The 17,907-nt window shown below is 69.8% G+C and carries 17 protein-coding genes; 10 read left to right on the top strand and 7 right to left on the bottom strand.

Translation table 11 applies throughout. From position 1 onward, the window contains the following. Window positions 1–84 precede the first annotated feature (84 nt). The 5 genes from OWR29_RS03060 to OWR29_RS03040 are packed head-to-tail and all read left to right on the top strand — an operon-like array spanning window position 85 to window position 4,277. A complete protein-coding gene (locus OWR29_RS03060) occupies window positions 85–1,101 on the top strand; it encodes a substrate-binding domain-containing protein (protein ID WP_267560756.1) in 1,017 nt (338 codons plus the stop codon). Continuing rightward, a complete protein-coding gene (locus OWR29_RS03055) occupies window positions 1,098–2,108 on the top strand; it encodes an ABC transporter permease (RefSeq protein WP_267560755.1) in 1,011 nt (336 codons plus the stop codon). Before OWR29_RS03060 ends, OWR29_RS03055 begins: the two co-directional genes overlap by 4 nt. Then, entirely contained in the window at window positions 2,105–2,875 is a 771-nt protein-coding gene (locus OWR29_RS03050; RefSeq protein WP_267560754.1) for an ATP-binding cassette domain-containing protein, read from the top strand. The genes OWR29_RS03055 and OWR29_RS03050 overlap by 4 nt, the downstream gene beginning before the upstream one ends. Continuing rightward, complete coding sequence (locus OWR29_RS03045; protein WP_267560752.1) at window positions 2,872–3,513, top strand: nucleoside/nucleotide kinase family protein; 642 nt, start codon at window positions 2,872–2,874, stop codon at window positions 3,511–3,513. Before OWR29_RS03050 ends, OWR29_RS03045 begins: the two co-directional genes overlap by 4 nt. Then, window positions 3,510–4,277 carry an SDR family NAD(P)-dependent oxidoreductase gene (locus OWR29_RS03040; protein ID WP_267560750.1) on the top strand — a complete coding sequence of 256 codons (768 nt, stop codon included), beginning with the start codon at window positions 3,510–3,512 and terminating at the stop codon, window positions 4,275–4,277. Before OWR29_RS03045 ends, OWR29_RS03040 begins: the two co-directional genes overlap by 4 nt. Here OWR29_RS03040 and OWR29_RS03035 read toward each other — a convergent pair. Continuing rightward, complete coding sequence (locus OWR29_RS03035; RefSeq protein WP_267560749.1) at window positions 4,262–5,116, bottom strand: helix-turn-helix transcriptional regulator; 855 nt, start codon at window positions 5,114–5,116, stop codon at window positions 4,262–4,264. The two genes, OWR29_RS03040 and OWR29_RS03035, sit on opposite strands and share 16 nt — an antisense overlap. A gap of 87 nt (window positions 5,117–5,203) precedes the next feature. Here OWR29_RS03035 and OWR29_RS03030 point away from each other — a divergent pair, with 87 nt between their 5' ends. Beyond that, the gene (locus OWR29_RS03030) at window positions 5,204–5,929 is read left to right on the top strand and encodes an SDR family NAD(P)-dependent oxidoreductase (RefSeq protein WP_267560748.1); all 726 of its coding nucleotides are present in this window, start codon (window positions 5,204–5,206) and stop codon (window positions 5,927–5,929) included. Between the two features lie 78 nt (window positions 5,930–6,007). Next, a complete protein-coding gene (locus OWR29_RS03025; protein WP_267560747.1) occupies window positions 6,008–6,364 on the top strand; it encodes a helix-turn-helix domain-containing protein in 357 nt (118 codons plus the stop codon). A gap of 89 nt (window positions 6,365–6,453) precedes the next feature. Here OWR29_RS03025 and OWR29_RS03020 read toward each other — a convergent pair whose 3' ends face one another. The 3 genes from OWR29_RS03020 to OWR29_RS03010 all read right to left on the bottom strand — a co-directional run bounded on the left by OWR29_RS03020 (window position 6,454) and on the right by OWR29_RS03010 (window position 9,357). Beyond that, entirely contained in the window at window positions 6,454–7,068 is a 615-nt protein-coding gene (locus OWR29_RS03020; protein WP_267560746.1) for an ATP-dependent Clp protease proteolytic subunit, read from the bottom strand. Further along, window positions 7,065–7,691, bottom strand: a complete 627-nt coding sequence (locus OWR29_RS03015) for a ClpP family protease (RefSeq protein ID WP_267560745.1) — start codon at window positions 7,689–7,691, stop codon at window positions 7,065–7,067. The genes OWR29_RS03020 and OWR29_RS03015 overlap by 4 nt, the downstream gene beginning before the upstream one ends. 97 nt (window positions 7,692–7,788) lie before the next feature. Further along, on the bottom strand, window positions 7,789–9,357 hold the full coding sequence (locus OWR29_RS03010; RefSeq protein WP_267560744.1) for a sigma-70 family RNA polymerase sigma factor: 1,569 nt from the start codon (window positions 9,355–9,357) through the stop codon (window positions 7,789–7,791). 296 nt (window positions 9,358–9,653) lie between these two features. Here OWR29_RS03010 and OWR29_RS03005 point away from each other — a divergent pair, with 296 nt between their 5' ends. Then, window positions 9,654–11,135 (top strand): non-reducing end alpha-L-arabinofuranosidase family hydrolase, encoded by a 1,482-nt coding sequence (locus OWR29_RS03005; protein WP_267560743.1) that lies wholly within the window; start codon window positions 9,654–9,656, stop codon window positions 11,133–11,135. Window positions 11,136–11,236: 101 nt separating this feature from the next. Here the strand turns inward: OWR29_RS03005 and OWR29_RS03000 are convergent, their stop codons facing one another. Together OWR29_RS03000 and OWR29_RS02995 are read right to left on the bottom strand one after the other, a co-directional pair. Beyond that, a complete protein-coding gene (locus tag OWR29_RS03000) occupies window positions 11,237–14,011 on the bottom strand; it encodes a glycosyl hydrolase (protein ID WP_267560742.1) in 2,775 nt (924 codons plus the stop codon). Window positions 14,012–14,120: 109 nt separating this feature from the next. Further along, entirely contained in the window at window positions 14,121–14,741 is a 621-nt protein-coding gene (locus tag OWR29_RS02995; RefSeq protein ID WP_267560741.1) for a TetR/AcrR family transcriptional regulator, read from the bottom strand. A 101-nt stretch (window positions 14,742–14,842) separates the two neighbouring features. Here OWR29_RS02995 and OWR29_RS02990 point away from each other — a divergent pair, with 101 nt between their 5' ends. After that, entirely contained in the window at window positions 14,843–16,318 is a 1,476-nt protein-coding gene (locus OWR29_RS02990; protein WP_267560740.1) for an MFS transporter, read from the top strand. Window positions 16,319–16,330: 12 nt separating this feature from the next. Here the strand turns inward: OWR29_RS02990 and OWR29_RS02985 are convergent, their stop codons facing one another. Continuing rightward, on the bottom strand, window positions 16,331–17,128 hold the full coding sequence (locus tag OWR29_RS02985) for a CE1 family esterase (protein WP_267560739.1): 798 nt from the start codon (window positions 17,126–17,128) through the stop codon (window positions 16,331–16,333). A gap of 91 nt (window positions 17,129–17,219) precedes the next feature. On the opposite strand from OWR29_RS02985, the gene OWR29_RS02980 reads away from it, so the two are divergent. Next, on the top strand, window positions 17,220–17,801 hold the full coding sequence (locus OWR29_RS02980) for a TetR/AcrR family transcriptional regulator (RefSeq protein WP_267560738.1): 582 nt from the start codon (window positions 17,220–17,222) through the stop codon (window positions 17,799–17,801). Window positions 17,802–17,907: the final 106 nt, after the last annotated feature.

The following is a 17,907-nucleotide window of genomic DNA, read 5'->3' as shown; positions in this document are numbered from 1 at the left end:
GTTGACAGCCGACGTAACCACCAACACGATGAGCCGTAACACCGCCGACTTATTTCGGCTGCAGGTCACATAGAGGAGGGCCCCATGAGGATCAACCGAGTCGCCGCCGCCGGGTTGGCGGCCGGCATATTTCTGACCGCCACCGCCTGCGGATCCGACGACAGCGACAGCAGCAGCGGCGGTGGCAGCGGCAACAGCGACGTCACCATCGGCATCGTCGAGCTGAACCTGTCCAACCCGTTCTTCGGCACGCTGCAGAAGGCGACCGAGGCGGCCGCCACGGCCAAGGGCTGGAAGACGATGAAGGCCGAGGCCAAGGTGCCCGGCGACTCGGCCACCCAGGTGACCGCGATCGAGAACATGATCGCCAACAAGGTGAAGGCCATCGTGCTCGACCCGGCCAACCCGACCGCGCTCAACCCCGTGGTCAAGAAGGCCCGCGACCAAGGCATCCTGGTGATCACGGTGAACGCCACGCTGACCCCGATCGAGGGCGCCGACGCCACCTTCGCCACCGACAACACCGAGGCCGGCAAGCTGATCGGCCAGTGGGCCAAGGCCTCGGCCCCGGCCAACCCGCGCATCGCGATGCTCGACTTCGACCTCTCGGACGGCCCGGCCGGCGGCCGCCACAACGGCTTCCTCGAGGGCTACGGCATCAAGGACGGCGACCCGAGCATCGCCGGCACGGCCCTCACCAAGGGCACCATCGAGACGGGACAGTCCGCGATGGAAAACCTCCTCTCGGCCCACCCCGACATCAACGTCGTCTACACGATCAACGAGCCGGTGGCGCGCGGCGCCAACACCGCGCTCAAGAACAAGGGCCTGGCCGACAAGGCCACCGTGGTCTCGGTCGACGGCGCCTGCAGCGGCGTGCAGGACGTCAAGGACGGCATCATCGGCGCCACCGCGATGCAGTTCCCGAGCAAGATGGGCCAGCTCGCGGTCGAGGCCATCGACAAGTACCTGGCCGACGGCACCAAGCCCACGGCCGGGCTCAACGACTCGGGCACGACGCTGATCACCGACAAGCCGGTCGACGGCCTCGAGTCGCAGACGTCGGAATGGGGTCTGCAGAACTGCTGGGGCGAGAAGTGACCAGCGCTCCCCCGCGCGAAACCGAGGCGGTCCTCCTGCAGAAGGAGGACCGCGCCGGTCCCTGGCGAACGGCCCTCTCCAGCCAGACCGCCGGCCCGCTGGCCGCGCTGGTGCTGGCGGTCGTCATCTTCTCGGCGACGACCGACTCGTTCCTCAACCCGGGCAACCTGTCGCTGATCGCCCAGCAGTCGGTGGTGGTCGGCACGCTGGCGCTGGGTCAGACGCTGGTCATCCTGACCGCGGGCATCGACCTGTCGAACGGCGCCATCATGGTGCTGGCCTCGGTGGTGATCGGGAACCTGGCCACCGACGGCAACGTGTTCGGCGCCCTGCTGGCCGGTCTGGCGGTCTGCCTCGTTCTCGGGCTGCTGAACGGCGTACTCGTGTCGCAGTTCTCTCTGCCGCCGTTCATCGTGACGCTCGGCGTGCTTTCGGTGCTGACCGCGGCGGCCCGGCTGTACACCGATTCGCAGTCGTACCCCATCAATTCGGAATTCCTCACCGCATTGAACGGGGGTCCGACATTCGGCGGGGTCACTATCACGTACGGCGTAATGCTGTGGATCGGATTGACGGCGATCCTCGGCTATGCGCTCACGCAGACCGCCTGGGGTGTGCGCGTCTACGCGGTCGGCGACAACCCGCGCGCCGCCGCCCTGACCGGCATCAAGGTCAAGCGGGTGCTGCTCAGCGTCTACCTGACGGCCGCGGTCGTGTACGCGTTCGCCGCCTGGCAGGCACTCGGCCGCACCCCGACGGCCGATCCGAGCGGCTACTCGACGGCCAACCTCGACAGCATCACCGCCGTCGTGATCGGCGGGACCAGCCTGTTCGGCGGCCGGGGCGGCGTGGTCGGCACGCTGATCGGCGCGCTGATCGTGACCGTGCTGGCCAACGGGCTCACCCAGGCCGGCATCGACTCGCTCTACCAGCAGGTGGCGACGGGCATCCTGGTCGTGATCGCCGTCGCCGTCGACCACTTCGTGCGGACGAGGCAGACGCGATGAGCACTGACGTCGTACTTCAGGCCCGAGGGCTGACCAAGCACTACGGGCACGTCGTGGCCCTCGACAACTGCGACTTCGACCTGCGGGCGGGCGAGATCCTGGCCGTGATCGGGGACAACGGCGCCGGCAAGTCGACGCTGATCAAGGCGCTGACCGGCGCCGTCATCCCGGACTCGGGCGAGATCACGCTCAAGGGCGAGCCGGTGCACTTCCGCAGTGCGCTGGACGCGCGGCGGGCCGGCATCGAGACCGTCTATCAGGAACTCGGCGTGGCGCCCGCTCTCGACATCACCCAGAACCTGTACCTCGGCCGCGAACAACGTCGAAAAGGCCTTCTCGGTACGGTGTTCCGCAAGCTCGACAAGGCGGCGATGCGCCAGGGTTCGGCGCGGCAGATGGCCGATCTGGGCATCCGCGTGCAGTCGATCCGGCAGAAGGTCGACACCCTCTCCGGCGGGCAGCGGCAGGCGGTGGCGGTGGCTCGCGTGGCGGCCTGGGCCACGAGCGTCGTGATCATGGACGAGCCGACCGCCGCTCTCGGCGTACGGGAAACCAATCAGGTCCTCCGGCTGATCGAACGCGTCCGCGAGAACGGGCTGCCGGTGGTGCTGATCAGCCACAACATGCCCAACGTGTGGGAGGTCGCCGACCGGATCCACATCCACCGGCTGGGGCGGCGCATCGCGCTGGTCGAGCCGGGAAGCACAACCATGGAGGAGGCGGTCGCCGTGATGACCGGAGCCAAGCAACCGGAGGCCCTCGCGTGACCGGCTACCGACTGGCGGAACTGATCGAGGCGGCCGAGCGGCTGGCCGCCGATGGTCAGCGCCGCATCCTCGGCATCACCGGGGCGCCCGGGGCCGGCAAGTCGACCCTCGCCCAGCAGATCACCGAGGCCCTGGGCGACCGGGCCGTGCTGGTCGGGCTGGACAGCTTCCATCTCTCCAACGCCGAACTGCACCGCCTGGGCCGGCACGCCCGCAAGGGGGCGGCCGACACGTTCGATGCGGCCGGCTATCAGAATCTGCTGCGCCGGCTGCGCCCGCAGACCGACGAAATCGTGTACGCGGCCGAGTTCGACCGTAGCCTCGAGGAGTCGATCGCCTGCACGGTGCCGGTGCGCCGGGAGACGCCGCTGATCGTCACCGAGGGCAACTACCTGCTGGTCGACGACGACCGGTGGCGGGCCACGGCCGACCTGATCGACGAGGTCTGGTACGTCGACCCGGGCGAGGAGACCCGGATGGAGCGGCTGATCGCCCGGCACATGCGCTTCGGGCGCAGCAAGGACGAGGCGTACGCCCGCTCGCACGGCTCCGACCAGCGCAACGCGGAACTGATCGCCTCGACCCGGCCGCTGGCCGACCGCGTCGTGCAGATCATCAGTGAAAGGGAACCGGCATGAGCGTGCTCGATCTGTTTCGCCTCGACGGCAAGGTCGCCGTCGTCACCGGCGGCAACCGCGGCATCGGCAAGGCCATCGCCACCGCGCTGGCCGAGGCGGGCGCGACCGTGGTGGTGGCGGCACGCGACGCCGAACGCAACGAGCAGGCCGTCGCCGAGATCTCGAAGGCGGGGCCGGCCGCGCACGCCGTCACCACCGACGTGACCAGCCGCAGCGACCTGGTGAACCTGCGCGACACGGTGACCGAGCGGCTGGGCCCGATCGACGTGCTGATCAACAACGCCGGCGTCGGCATCCACGGCGAGTCGCTGACCATCGACGACGAGGGCTGGGACCGGGTGATGGCCACCAACCTGGACGCGGTGTGGAAGGCCAGCCAGGTGATCGGCGAGCAGATGGTGGGCCGCCGCTCGGGGGCGATCGTCAACGTGGGCTCGATGTCCGGCATGATCATCAACCGGCCGCAGTGGCACGCCCCGTACGCGGTGTCGAAGGCCGGCGTGCACCACCTGACCCGGTCACTGGCGGCGGAGTGGGCGCCGCACGGCGTACGCGTCAATGCGATCGCGCCCGGCTACACCAAGACCGAGATCTCGGACATCGACGACCCCAGGTGGAAGCACTACTGGATCGACGAGGTGCCGATGCAGCGGTACGCGCAGTCGGCCGAGATCGCGCCGTCGGCCCTGTACCTGGCCAGCGCCGCGTCGACGTTCGTCACGGGCGAGATCCTGGTCATCGACGGCGGCTACACCCTCTGGTAGCCGTCCTCTTGTCGGTGCCATGAGGCCAGGAGCGGAAGCAGGCGGGCCGTCTCGGAGCCGGGTTCGACCGTGTAGACGACCAGCACCTGATCCGGCTCGTAGGGCGCGGTGACCGCCTCGATGCCGAAGGTCAGGTCGCCGGCCACCGGGTGACGGATCAGCTTGGTGACCGAGGCATGGTCGCGGACGAGCTGATCCTCCCACCAGCGCGCGATCTCGGCGTCGGCCCGCAGGATCTCGTCGACCGCGGTCCGTAGCCGGCGGTCGTGCGGCCGGCGGCCCGCCTCCCGCCGCATGCCGGCCACCGTGTTGCGCGCGAAGACCTCCCAGTTGACGATCCGCTCGCGGGCGGCCGGGTCGAGCAGCAGCCACCGGGCGAAGGCAAAACCCCGTGGCATCGGGTGGCCGAGCACGGCCGGCAGCAGGGCGTTGCGGGCCAGCACCTCGGACCGCACTCCGAGCAACAGCACCGGCACATGGTCGAGCATGGTCATCACCCGCAGCAGCCCCGGATCCGGGCGCTGCGGGGCCTCGGCCACACCGGCCTTGCGGGCCCGCGCGGGTGCGGCCAGGTCGTGCAGGTGGGCGCGTTCGGTCTCGTCCAGGCGCAGCGCCCGGGCCAGCGCGTCGAGCACTTCGGCCGACACGTTGGCCTGCCGCCCCTGCTCGACCCGGCTGTAGTAGTCCGGGCTCAGACCGGCCAGCACGGCCAGCTCCTCGCGGCGTAGGCCCGGCACGCGACGAGGGCCCGGGAACGGCTCGAGGCCGGCCTGGGCCGGGGTGAGGCGGTCGCGGCGCGAGCGCAGAAAGGCGGCCAGGGCGGCCCGATCTTGCGGCATGGTTTCACCGTACGGTCGTGGCGGCGCCGCCCGGGTAGTCATGTCATGCCCTGGCACCACCGGCGCCGAGGCCCTGAACTGGGACGCATGACCAACAACCTCGCCGGCCGCACGGCCGTCGTCACCGGATCCACCAGCGGCATCGGCGCCGCGATCGCCGCCGCCCTCACCAAAGCCGGCGCCCAGGTCGTCGTCAGCGGCCGCGGCAACCGCGCCGGGGCGGCCAACTTCGTGCCGGTGGACTTGGCCGGCACCTACCAGCAGATCCGCGACTTCACGGCCGAGGCGACCGACCGGCTCGGCGGCCGGGTCGACATCCTGGTCAACAACGCCGGCATCTACCCGGCCACGGCGACCGCCGCCCTGGCCGACGACGACCTGGACGCCATGCTGGCGGTCAACGTGCGGGCGCCGCACGTGCTGGTCGGAGCGCTCGCGCCCGCCATGGCTGCGCGAGGGTTCGGGGTGATCGTCAACGTGGGCTCGTGGATGTCCCGGGTGGGTGTGCCGTTCGCCGCTATGTACACGGCCACGAAGGCCGCGCTGGAGCAGATGACCCGCACGTGGGCGGCCGAGTTCGGGCCCCGGGGTGTGCGGGTCAATACCGTGGCCCCCGGCGTCACTCTGACACCGGGCAACGAGGCGTTCCGGGAGGTGCTCGACCAGCAGACCGCGGGGACGCCGGCCGGGGTGGTGGTACGCCCGCAGCACATCGCGGACGGGGTGGTGTTTCTGGCTTCGGACGCCGCCGCCATGATCCACGGCACCACCCTCGACATCGATGGAGGGATTGTGGCGACCCGGCTGGGGTGAGCCGGCCTCTTCTACGCTGCTGGCGGAACCGGGGCCGGGCGGGTACCGCGAGACCGGGAGCTTGATTACGGTCAGCTCATGGCGGACATCTCGCGGCGACCCAAGCCCCGGCCCCTGCTGCGCACGCTGGTCGGTGACGTGCTGCGCCGCCGTCGGCAGGAACAGGGCCGGACGCTGGCCGAGGTCGCGAGCGAGGCCAACGTCTCGGTGCAGTACCTGTCGGAGGTCGAGCGCGGCCGGAAAGAGCCGAGCTCGGAGATCCTGGCCGCGGTGTGCGACTCGCTGGGGATCGAGCTGGCCGACCTGGTGGCCGATGTGGGGCGCGACCTGATGATCGATCGCGCCCCGGCTCCGGTGTTGCGGCTCGACCAGGCCCGCCTCGAGCGCGCGCAATCCCCGCAGCGCTCCGGCGGCGTGTTCCTGCTGGCCGCCTAGCCGGCGCGGCTGGCCGCGTCTCCGGCGCCGCCGGCGTCCCCGTTACCGGCGGCGTTTCCGATGCCGGCCGCGTCTCCGATGCCGGCCGGCTACGCGGCGTCGAGGCGGAAGGCTCGGGCCTCGCGGCGGGTGATGACGCGGTCGGCCAGGCCGTAGGCGACGGCCTCGGGGGCGCGCAGGGCCATGCTGCGGTCGGTGTCGGCCCTGATCTTGGCGACCGAGTGGCCGGTGTGCTCGGCCAGGATCTGGTCCATCTCGGCTCGCACCTTGGCCACCTCTTTGGCCTCCACGGCCAAGTCGGGCAGGGTGCCGCGGGCCTGGCTGGACGGCTGGTGCAACGTGACCTTGGCGTGCGGCAGCACGGAGCGTTTGCCCGGTGTGCCCGCCGCGAGCAGGGCGGCCGCGGCCGAGGCGGCCTGACCGACGCAGATGGTCGCGATGTCACACCGTACGAAATGCATGGTGTCGTAGATGGCGGTCAGCGCGCTGAACGAGCCACCGGGTGAGTTGATGTAGAGCCCGATCTCTTGCTCCCCGGCCGATTCCAGGTGGATCAGCTGGGCGATCACCACGTTGGCGACACCGTCGTCGATCTCGGTGCCGAGGAAGATGATGCGGTCGGACAGCAGGCGCGAGTAGATGTCGAAGGCCCGCTCGCCGTTCGGCGTCTTCTCGACCACGGTCGGGATCGTGTACTGGCTCATGCGCTCAGTCCCATCGGCTGCCGGGTCATGGCCGGGCGGACGTCGTCGACACTGTCGAGGATGTGGTCGATGAGCCCGTACGCGAGAGCTTCCTCGGCGGTGAACCAGCGATCACGCCGGCTGTCGAGCTCGACCGTCTCGAGCGGCTGCCCGGTGTGCTCGGAGGTCAGCCGCAGCAACGTCTGCCCCAGCCGCTCCAGCTGGTTGGCGTAGATCTCGACGTCGGCCGCGGTGCCCCCGAACCCGGCCGAGCCCTGATGCATCAAGACTTGCGCGTGCGGCAGGGCGAACCGCTTGCCCGGCGTGCCCGCGGTGAGCAGGAACTGCCCCATGCTGCCGGCCAGCCCCAGGGCGAGCGTGCTGACGTCGTTGGGGATCAGCCGCATGGTGTCGAAGATGGCCAGCCCCGCCGTGACCGACCCGCCCGGCGAGTTGATGTAGAGGCTGATGACGCCGCGCGGATCCTCCGCCGACAGCAACAGCAGCTGCCCGCAGAGCCGGTTGGCGATCTGGTCGTCGACCTCGGCCCCCAGCACGATGATCCGCTGGTGCAGCAGCCGCGCGGCCACCTGGTCGTCGATCGACCCCGCGCTCCACGGGGCTGTCGCTGTGTTGAGTTGCATGGCCTTCTCCCTCGGCTCGGCCGGTGTGCTGGCTCCACCATCGAGCGGCCGATCGCGCCACACCAAGCCGATCTGCTGTCAGCAGATGGGCTTCGCTCTAAGCGAGCGCGGGCCGGGCGAGGAAGGTGCTGTCGGGGCTTCCGTCCGCTTTGTCGATCCAGAGCTCGTCGCCCACGCGGCGCAGGAAGAAACTGCGATAGTTGTACGACTCGAGGGTGATGCCGCCGGCGACGGAGCCGGCGCAGAAGGTCGCGTCCTGCCGGAACAGCACGGTGCCCTCATCCGCGCTCAGACGCAGCCGGAAGTCCTGGTGGCGCAGGTAGGGCCCGTCGAACGCGCGCAGCGAGAAGCACGCCGGGTCGGCCAGGCCCGCGACGACGGTCAGGGTGGCCCACTGCCGGTCGGCGAGCGGGCTCGCCGGCCCCACCGCCGCCAGGACGCCCAGGTCGCCCGAGATCGTGACGTACCGCCCCGGGCTCGCGGCCGACTCCAGCGACACCGGGCCGAGCGCGAGGGGCCGGGCCGAGGTGCCCGGCTGAGGAATCCCCGGGCCGGGGCGCGGCACCACGGCCACCGCCGGCGCGGGCTGCGGCGCCGTCGCCCATCCGGTTGCGGGCACCGTGACGCCCACGGCCAGGACGCCCGCGCCGATGGCGGCGGCCAGTGGGTGGGCGGCCGCCGCGTGCAACGCCTGCCCCAGCCACGAAGCAACGCTCGGCGTGGCCGTGGGCTGCGCGGCTGCATGGCTCGCCTGACCCGCCCACGGGACCATGGCCGGCGCGGTCGTGGGCTGGACCGCCGCAGGCTGGGCGGCCGCAGGCTGGGCGGCACTGGGCTCCGCGGCCGCGGGCTCTGCTTCGGTGGCCGGCGTCGGGGTGGCGGAAGGGCCGCCGAGGGCGACCTTGACCAGTGCGATCGGCACCGGCAGCAGCGCCAGGCCGGCCAGCAGTCGGTCGGTGGGCAGGAGGTCGGTTGCTGCGGAAGCGCAGATCGGGCACGACCGCACGTGGCGGCCGATCCGCTTGCGCCAGTACGGACTCGGGGCGCCGTCCCAGTCGGCGACGGCTTCGCTCAGTTTGTCGCAGCCGGGGACGGCCTCCAGCGCCGCGACGATGGTTCGGCTCAAGTCCAGTTGTTCGCGCATGCGTTGTACTCGTACGCCCGCGTGCGAGATCTCGACGCCCAGCGCGGCCGCTACGTCGGATCGGGTCAGTTCGCCGATCAGCTCCAGCCACCACAGCGAATAGAGAGTGCGCTCGTCGCCGGCCAGCCAGGACGCTGCCTGCCGCACCTGGCGGCGCTGGCCGGCCAGATCCGCGCGCAGCACGGCGGGGCCTTCCACGTCGGCAGCATCGTCCGCGTACCCGGCCGCGTCCTCGAGCGGGGCCGTGCGCGCGGTCCGCGTGCTCTCCCGAGCCAGGTGCGTTCCTATTTGGCGTACGGCAATGGTGGTCAGCCACGACCGGAAGCTCGCCGGCGACCGCAAGTCGCCGAGCTGCCTCAGCGCGCGCACCATGACGTCCTGCACCACGTCGTCGACCTCGGCGTCGCCGGGCAGCGCGGCCCGGACGAGGTTGTAGACCACGGGCAGGTGGCGGCGGGACAAGTCGTCCAGCGCGGCACGATCACCGTGCTGAGCCGCGCGGACCACCGCTTCGTCACGCATCGGCTTCCTCTCGGTGAACGCTCACGCCCTGCGATCGGATGCTAGGAGCACACCTGCGCGCATTCAAGCGGGGCCAGGCCGACTTTATGAACCGGTCCGGCGTAACAGAAATCAATGAAATTCTTTCTGAGTGTTATGCGGAGGCAGTTCAAATGGTCGGCGCTCCCGGCCGTTGAGCCGGCGGAAACGCTCTGGCAACATTCGCGGCATCCCCTCCGCGGCCTCCCCACCTGCCGTAGTTCCGGTTGTTAACGCTCACTTCGGCGGCCGCGGCCCTCTCGCAGAAGGAGCACGCCATGCCCCGACGCCGATTGCTCTCGGCGCTGGTCGTCACGGCCACCGCGACCGCCGGCGGTGTCATAGCCGTCGTCACCGCCCCGGCCGCCTCGGCCGCCACCGTGGACACCACGGCCTCGTACGTGCTGGTCAACCGCAACAGCGGCAAGGCCCTCGACGTCTACAACCTGGCCACCACCGACGGCGCCCGGATCACGCAGTGGACCCGCAACGACGGCAACCAGCAGCAATGGCAGTTCGTCGACTCCGGTGGCGGCTACTACCGCCTCAAGTCACGACTCTCCGGCAAGGTCCTCGACATCGCCGGCGCCTCGACCGCCAACGGCGCCGCGGTCAACCAGTGGAGCGACGCCAACGGCACCAACCAGCAGTTCCGCCTGGCCGACTCGGACGGCGGCTACGTCCGGCTGATCGCGCGGCACAGCAACAAGGCGGTCGAGGTTCAGGGCGCCGCCACCACCGACGGCGCCAACGTCGTGCAGTACGACGACTGGGGCGGCGCCAACCAGCAGTGGCAGCTGGCTCGGGTCGGCAGCACCCCGACCACCCCGCCGACGACGCCGCCGAGCGGATCCTGCTCCCTGCCCTCGTCGTACCGCTGGTCGTCGACCGGCTCGCTGGCCAACCCGCGGTCCGGGTGGGTGTCGCTCAAGGACTTCACCGTCGCCCCCTACAACGGGCAGCAACTGGTCTACGCGACCACGCACGACACCGGCACCCGCTGGGGCTCGATGAACTTCGGCCTGTTCAGCAACTACTCCCAGATGGGCTCGGCCAGCCAGAACGCGATGAACTCGGCCACCGTGGCCCCGTCGCTGTTCTACTTCGCCCCGAAGAACATCTGGGTTCTGACCTACCAGTGGGGGCCGACCGCGTTCTCGTACCGCACCTCGAACGACCCGACGAACGCCAACGGCTGGTCGGCCGCGCAGACCTTGTTCACCGGGAGCATCAGCGGCTCGGGGACGGGACCGATCGACCAGGCGGTCATCGGTGACGGCACGAACATGTACCTGTTCTTCGCCGGCGACAACGGGAAGATCTACCGCGCGAGCATGCCGATCGGGAACTTCCCGGGCAGCTTCGGCTCGTCGTACACGACAGTAATGAGCGATTCGACCAACAACTTGTTCGAAGCTGTCCAGGTGTACAAGGTGCAGGGTCAGAACCAGTACCTGATGATCGTCGAGGCGATCGGCGCCAACGGGCGCTACTTCCGGTCGTTCACGGCGAACAGCTTGAGCGGTTCGTGGACACCGAACGCCGCCACCGAGAGCAACCCCTTCGCGGGCAAGGCCAACAGCGGCGCCACCTGGACCAACGACATCAGCCACGGTGAGCTTCTGCGCACCAGCGCCGACCAGACCATGACCATCGACCCCTGCAACCTGCAACTGCTCTACCAGGGCCGCTCCCCCAGCTCCGGCGGCGACTACGGCCTGCTCCCCTACCGGCCGGGCCTGCTGACCCGGCAGCGCTGAGCGAACGGCGGGCCCGGCGCGGAGCCGGGCCCGCTGCGTGCTGACTTGCGGCGCTGAGCGAATGGCGGGCCCGGTACGACACCGGGCCCGCCGTCGTCGGCTCACGCGCAGGCGTAGACCTTGAACTCCCAGAGCGAATAGCCGTACGGAGTTGCACGTTCAGTTCCGTACATGCGCACGTAACGAGCGGTCCCGGTGAGCGAATGTGCAATTTGGCCGCCGGCTCCGGTGCCGGTGACCGTGGCGGCCGGTGTCCAGGTGGTGCCGTTGGCCGACGTCTCGATCCGGTACGACCGGCCGAACGCCGCCTCCCAGCTGAGCTCGGCCCGGGTCAGGGTGCGCGACGAGCCCAGGTCGACCTGGATCCACTGCGGGTCGGCAAACGCGGACGACCACCGGGTGCCGGCGTCGCCGTCGACCGCCTTGCCGCCCTCGAAGCCGGCCGCCTCGGTCGACGACACGGTGACCGGGCGTCCCTGCGAGGCCAGGGTGCCCGAGCCGCAGCCGGTGGGCGGCGGGTCGGTCGGCGTGGTGCCGCCACCGGTGGCGTTTCCGCCCGTCCAATTCGTTGCGCCGCTGGCCACCGTTTTGCCGGCCGGAAGCGACAGGGTGCGGCCGTCGGAGAACGTCACCGTTTGCGCGGTGTTGGTGATGTTCGAGGCCACGTACGTCTTGGCTCCGTTCTTGCTGAACACTTTGGCCAGCGGGTGATTCGCCGTCACGGTGGTGTCGACCTGGCCGAGCGCCTGCAAATTGCGGATCCAGTGGAACGTGTGGGCGCGGCTTTCGCCCTCTTCCGGCGTGTAGTTGCCGGCCGCTCGCAGCTTGGACATGGCCGAATCGGGGTCGCCCAATGCCAGGTATTGCCACAGCATGTCGCGCCAGAGCGTCGGTTCGCCGCCCTTGTTGCGCACCATTTCCGCGTACGTGCTGCGGACCGACGCCGGATAATCGCCCAGATAGAACTGGCCGCCGGTGATCGGCAGCATGTTGATGCCGACGATCATTTCGTGCTCGCCCGAGAACCAGGTCGCATAGGCGCCGCCGGAACCCCAGACGATCGCCGAGTAATTGTGCCCCCAGCTGGCCGGGAAATTCTCATTGCGTACGTCGAACCAGTACTCGTTGATGGCGGCGGCCTGCGTCGTGTAGATCCAGATGCCGGCATCGCGCACCGCCGTGTTGCCGGTGGCCTGACCCCATTGGATCAGCGCGTTGGCGAAGTTCTGCCCTTCCGACGACGACTCCTGGTTGTTGCCGGCGCCGAACGAGCCGTGCCCGGACGCCCAGTCGTGCCCCTCGTAGATGTCGAAGTCCCGCAGGTACGGGAAACGCGTGTCGTTACGGTCGTAATTGTTGGCGTCGCGGATGAGCAGGTCGACCATGCCGCCGTAGCGCCCGTTCGAGGCCCACGTGGGGTCGAACTTGGCCAATGTAGCCGCGGCCGCGATGAAGTAGCCGTAGTGGAAATGGTGGTCGTTCAATTCCTGATCGGAGCCGTACGACGCCGGGTAGCCGATCAGCGTGCCCCAGTTGCGGTCGTAGTAGAACACGCGTGAGGTCTTGCCGGCCGAGGCGGTGAACCAGTCGGTCAGGCGCGTCCGAATGACGTTGAGGGCGTTATCGCGTACGGCGGTGAGGTTCAGTTGATCGGCGATCTCCGCGATCCGGGCCGCCCGGCCCAGTCCTTTGCCCGTCCAATAGGTGTCGTCGCCCCGGAAGTCGGCCGGATTGTTGAGCTCGGCGTTCAGATAGTTGGTGATCGTCGTGAGGTCGGCGCCCGACGAATCACCCACGGCGGGGATCTCGGGCAACACTCCCGTGTACTTCATCGAGGTGCTGAATTGCGTGCCGGTGACGATGCGCATGGCGCCGCGGGGCGAGATGTAGCTCTGCGCGAGCGGCGTCGATCCGGTCAGATAACGCCACTGGTGCGGGTAGAGCGCGATGACCGTTCCCGTGCCGGTGCCTTCGCGGGCTGTGGTCGTCAACGCGTACGTCGTAGTGACCGTTCCGGCCGCCTGATTGTAGCTGTAAGAAAGGCGGCTGCCGGTGACGTGATTGTGCGCGAACGGCGTGAACCGGTCGGCCAGCGCAATTTTGTCGGCCGTGCTGGTGGAAGACGTGGTCGGCAGCACCGCCACCGAGAGGTAGCCGCGACCGGCCAGGTTGGACCGGATCGTGGTGCTGTTGAACGCCCAGTTGGCCCCGCTCGGAGCCCACGCGACGTAGTCGTGGCCGCCGATCGAGAAGCCGATCCGGTTGCCGCTGTTCGACCAGGCGGTGGCCGGGCCGGTCGTAGTGATCAGGGCGTCGCCGCCGGTGACCTCGTAGTACGAGAGCGGAAGGCCGCGGCCGATGGTGGCCCGCAGGGTGCGCCCGGCCCCGCTGAGGCTCGTGCTCACCGTCCAGTCGCTCCAGCCGTCGACGAGCGCCTGCGTGGCGTTGAGACCGTCGACACCGACGCGCACATGTTCGGCGTACGGGAAATGGTATTCGCCCGTGCCGGTGGCCGAGCCGCTGATCGCCGCGTCGGTCTGGTACGACAGGCCCATGCCCGCAGCGCCGGGCTTGTAGGCGGCCGGGCCCGCGAACAGCGGCATCGAGAACTGACAGTCGACTCGTTTGTAGAGCAGCGACGACCACCAGTCGTTGTTGGGCACCGCGCCGCCAGGTGCGTTGCTGGTGACGTACTGGCGGGGATTGGTCGAGATGTTGCCGCAACCGGTGGGAAGGCTGCGACCGGCGGGAAGGGTTTCGGCGTAGCTGCCGGCGCCGACGGGCGCGGCTTGTGCGCTGCTGACGTTCGCTATGACAGCCAGGCTGCCCGCGGTCAGGGCCAACGTGATCAAACTGGCGAGGCGTCTGGACTTCATGAGGGATAGGCCTCCGAGGGGGATGAGGGGATCCCGGAGGGCGCTAAACGGGGAAGAGAGCGCTCTCAGGGTTTCAGAACGCTATCCACTGCAGAGAGTTTCGTCAATGTTACGAACGGTCGGGCGTCACGCCGTAGACCAGGCGCAGGATAGCGTCGGTCAAGGTGTCGAGAAGTTCATCATCCGGATAGGCGCCCGGATCGGCGTACGCGTCGGCGAACGTCACGCTGCGCAGGTTGACCGCCATCGCGGCCAGCAACGGAGGCCGGCCCATGACGGTTAGCCCGGCCCGGGCGTCGCGCTCGATGCGCCGGCTGAACGCCGAACAGCCCTCGGCGACGAGGCGGTCGCGGATCTGCTGCACGTCGGGGCCCGGGTCGGGGTTGATGAACGCCTCGCGCAGCCAGCGGCCGTCGACCTTCCAGCGGGCCAGCGCCCGGCTCAGACCCAGCCGCAGGGCGGCCCGGTCGAGACCGTCGGAGGCCAGCCACTCCGCCATCTCGAGGTCGTTCTCGCCGATCACCAGGTCGACCAGGGCAGCCAGCAGGGCCTGCTTCGACTCGAAGTAGAAGTAGAAGCCCGAGCGCGCGATGCCGGCCGCGGTGGCCAACTCGTCGATGGTCACCTGGTTGATCGGCTTATCCCGGAAGACCGCGCGGGCGGCGTCGAGCAGCGCGCGTTCACGCTGATCACCCTTGGTCGGTCCGCGGCGGCTCTTGATGGCAGGCACACGCCGATCGTACAACCCCGCCGTCGAGTGAAATCGACATCACATCTCGCTTTTTCGACACGGTGTTGAGAATCGTCGGCTGCGCGTCTAGCGTTCGGCTCATGCCGTCCAACTCACCGTCCCGGCTCGTGCTGCCGGTCGCGTGCTACGTCGTCCTCCTGGTCTCCGCCCTGCAGACCCTGGTCGTGCCGGTCATCGCGAACATCCGCGCCGACCTGGGCGTCTCGGCCACGTCGGCCAGCTGGGTCGTCACCGCCAACCTGCTCGCCGCCGCCGTGCTCACCCCCGTGCTGGGCCGGCTCGGCGACCTGCACGGCCGGCGCCCCGTCATGATCGGCATCATGGTCGTGGTGCTGGCCGGCTCGGTGCTGGCGGCCACCACCACCGACCTGTCGCTGCTGCTGGTGGGCCGGGTGGCCCAAGCGGCCAGCTTCGGCCTGTTCCCGCTGGCCATCGGCGTGCTGCGCGAGGAACTGCCGCCGGCCCGCCTGACCGGCGCGATGGCCCTGGTCAGTGGCATGCTCGCGGTCGGCGCGGGCGCCGGGCTGACCGTCACCGGCCTGCTGATGCAGGACGGCGGCGACTACCACCAGCTGTTCTGGCTGGCCAGCGCACTGAGCGCGGTCGGGCTGGCCGGAGTGGCGGCGCTTCCCCGCCGGGCCGCCGCGGCCACCGGGCGACTCGACCTGATCGGCGCCGGCCTGCTCGGGCTCGGCCTGGTGCTGCTTCTGCTGCCGCTCGAGGAGGGCAACGGCTGGGGCTGGGGCTCGCCTCGGGTGATCGGCCTGCTGGTGGCGGCGGTGCTCGTGCTGACGGTATTCGTGCTGGTCGAACGGCGGATCAGCCAGCCCCTGGTCAGCACCCGGATGTTGACCCACCGCCCGATCGTGGTGGCCAACCTGGCCGGGCTGTTCCTGGGGTTCTCGATGTTCGCGGTCTTCCTGGCGGTGTCGAGCCTGGTGCAGACGCCGCCGTCGGTGGCCGGCTACGGCTTCGGCTCGACGGTGCTGGCGGCGAGCCTGGTCTATCTGCTGCCGGGTAACGCGAGCGGCATCGTCACCGCCCCGCTGGGCGGCCGCCTGGTCTCCCGCTTCGGCGCCAAGGCCACGCTGGTCACCGCCGCCGTGGTGTCCGGCCTGGGCTTCGCGATGCTGGCGGCGCTGCACAGCGCCACGTGGGAAGTCATCGTCGGCGCGCTGCTGGTCAATACGGGTGTGACCTTCGGGTACGCGGCTCTGCCGGCCCTGCTCATCGAAAACGTGCCGCCGGCCGAGACCGGGATCGCCAACAGCGTCAACTCGATCGCCCGCTCGGTCGGCATGTCCCTGGGCACGGCCTTCGTGGTCACCATGATCACGCGCAACCTGGTGCCCGGCACGCCGCTGCCCCACGAGGGCCAGATCGTCGCCATCTTCGTCACTGGGACCGTCCTGGCCGCCGCCGCGGCCCTGCTGGTGGGCCTGGCTCTGCCCCGCCGGCGCCCCGCTCGCATCTCCACGCTGGAGGCCGAGGAGGAAGCCGTCCTGGGCGCCGCCGGCGCCGACATCCCGGCCGGCCTGGCCACGCCCCGCCCCTGACGGGCCCTCTGATTACGGCCAGAGGAAGTCGGCCATTGCTGTGGTGGTGTGTAGTTCTTGGCTGGTGTGGCCGACCAGCCGGGGTGCCGGGTGAGGGCCGGGGACCGTGTGGCCGCCGCCGTGGACGGTGAAGAGGCGGACGGGGGCGTGGCCGTGCTGGTGGTGGTCGGTTCGGGTGATCTCGGCGGAGACGTCGGTGGTTGTCGGTGGCGTGGTGATGCCGTTGCGAGCTGCGAAGAAGGCGGCGGTTTCGGGGGCGGAAAGCATCTCGCCGCCGACCTTGAAGGCGAAGCGGGCCCAGGGCGCCATCTCGCCGCCGGCGTACGGGACGATCCGGTCCTTCGTGCCGTGGACGATCAACACCGGTTTGGGCACGACGGGTAGGCCCGGCACCAGGAAGTTCGAGGGCGCGGGCTGCTGAGCCGCGATGACCGTGGCGCCGGCCATCAGGTCGGGGCGCTCGTGCAGCAGGCGGACAACCATCCCGCCGCCGTTGGAGTAGCCGGCCGCATAGACGTCACGGCCGTCCGCGTGCTTCTTGACCACCGCCTCGGCGAACGCCACGTCGTCGACGCCGGCCAGCCGGGCCGGGAAGCGGCTGCCGATGCGCGCGTCATTCCAATTGCCGCGGTAGCCGTCGAGGTAGGCCACCGCAGTCCCCGGGATCGCGTCGAACGCCCCGCCGGTGAAGGCGCGGAACTTGGCCGCGTTCTGCGTCGAGCCGTGAAAGACCAGCAACAGGCGATCGTGGCCGCCGCTCGGCTCGATCAAGGTGTAGGTGCGGGTCCGGCCCGCTGCGTCGATCTCCACGTCACTTCTCCCCAGCGCGCCAAGCGGATGACTTATCCGTTTCACTCACCGTAGCAGCATCCGGATGGGTTATCCGGTTATCCTGGTCACCGTGACTCGCAGAGACGCTGCCCGCAATTGGCAGCACATCGTCGACACCGGCCGCGCGTTTCTCGACGAGGACCGTCCGCTCCGGCTCAACGAGGTCGCCCGTGAGGCGTCGATCGGCGTGGCCACCGTCTACCGCCACTTCCCCACCCCCGAGACGCTGCTCGAGGTGCTTGCCCGGCCAGGCTTGGAAAAGCTTGTGGCCAAGGCTGAAACAGCTCTGCGAGAGGAAGACGAGTGGGCCGCCTTCGCCGGCTTCCTGGCCGCCGGCATCGACGCGCAACTGGCCGACCCGGCCATCCAGCCCGTATACGCCGCCGCCACGCACGAACTGCCTGAGACCACGGAACTCGTCGACCGGCTGAACGCGCTGACCGCCGAACTGCTCGCCTGGGTTCGCGCGGCCGGCCGGATCCGTCCCGGCGTCGAACACGTCGACGTGATCCGCCTGATGTGCGGCGTGGTGTTCGCGGCTACCGTGCACGCCCGGCCGACTGAGCGCCCGACCTTGACCCGGCGCTACCTTGACGTCGTACTCGAAGGTCTTGCTTCTCACGACGCGAGCCGCAGACGCGACCAAAACTGAGCCGCAACCCGAAGGGGCCCCTCGACATCGCGGTACGCCTCGGCCGACTCCGCCTGTGGTCCGTCGGGCGGCCTCTGACCCGTCACCGATGACTCTGACCGGTGGC

The sequence above is a fragment of the Paractinoplanes pyxinae genome (genome assembly GCF_026626335.1).
Taxonomy (GTDB): domain Bacteria; phylum Actinomycetota; class Actinomycetes; order Mycobacteriales; family Micromonosporaceae; genus Actinoplanes; species Actinoplanes pyxinae.
This window is presented reverse-complemented; position numbering and strand designations above follow the sequence as displayed.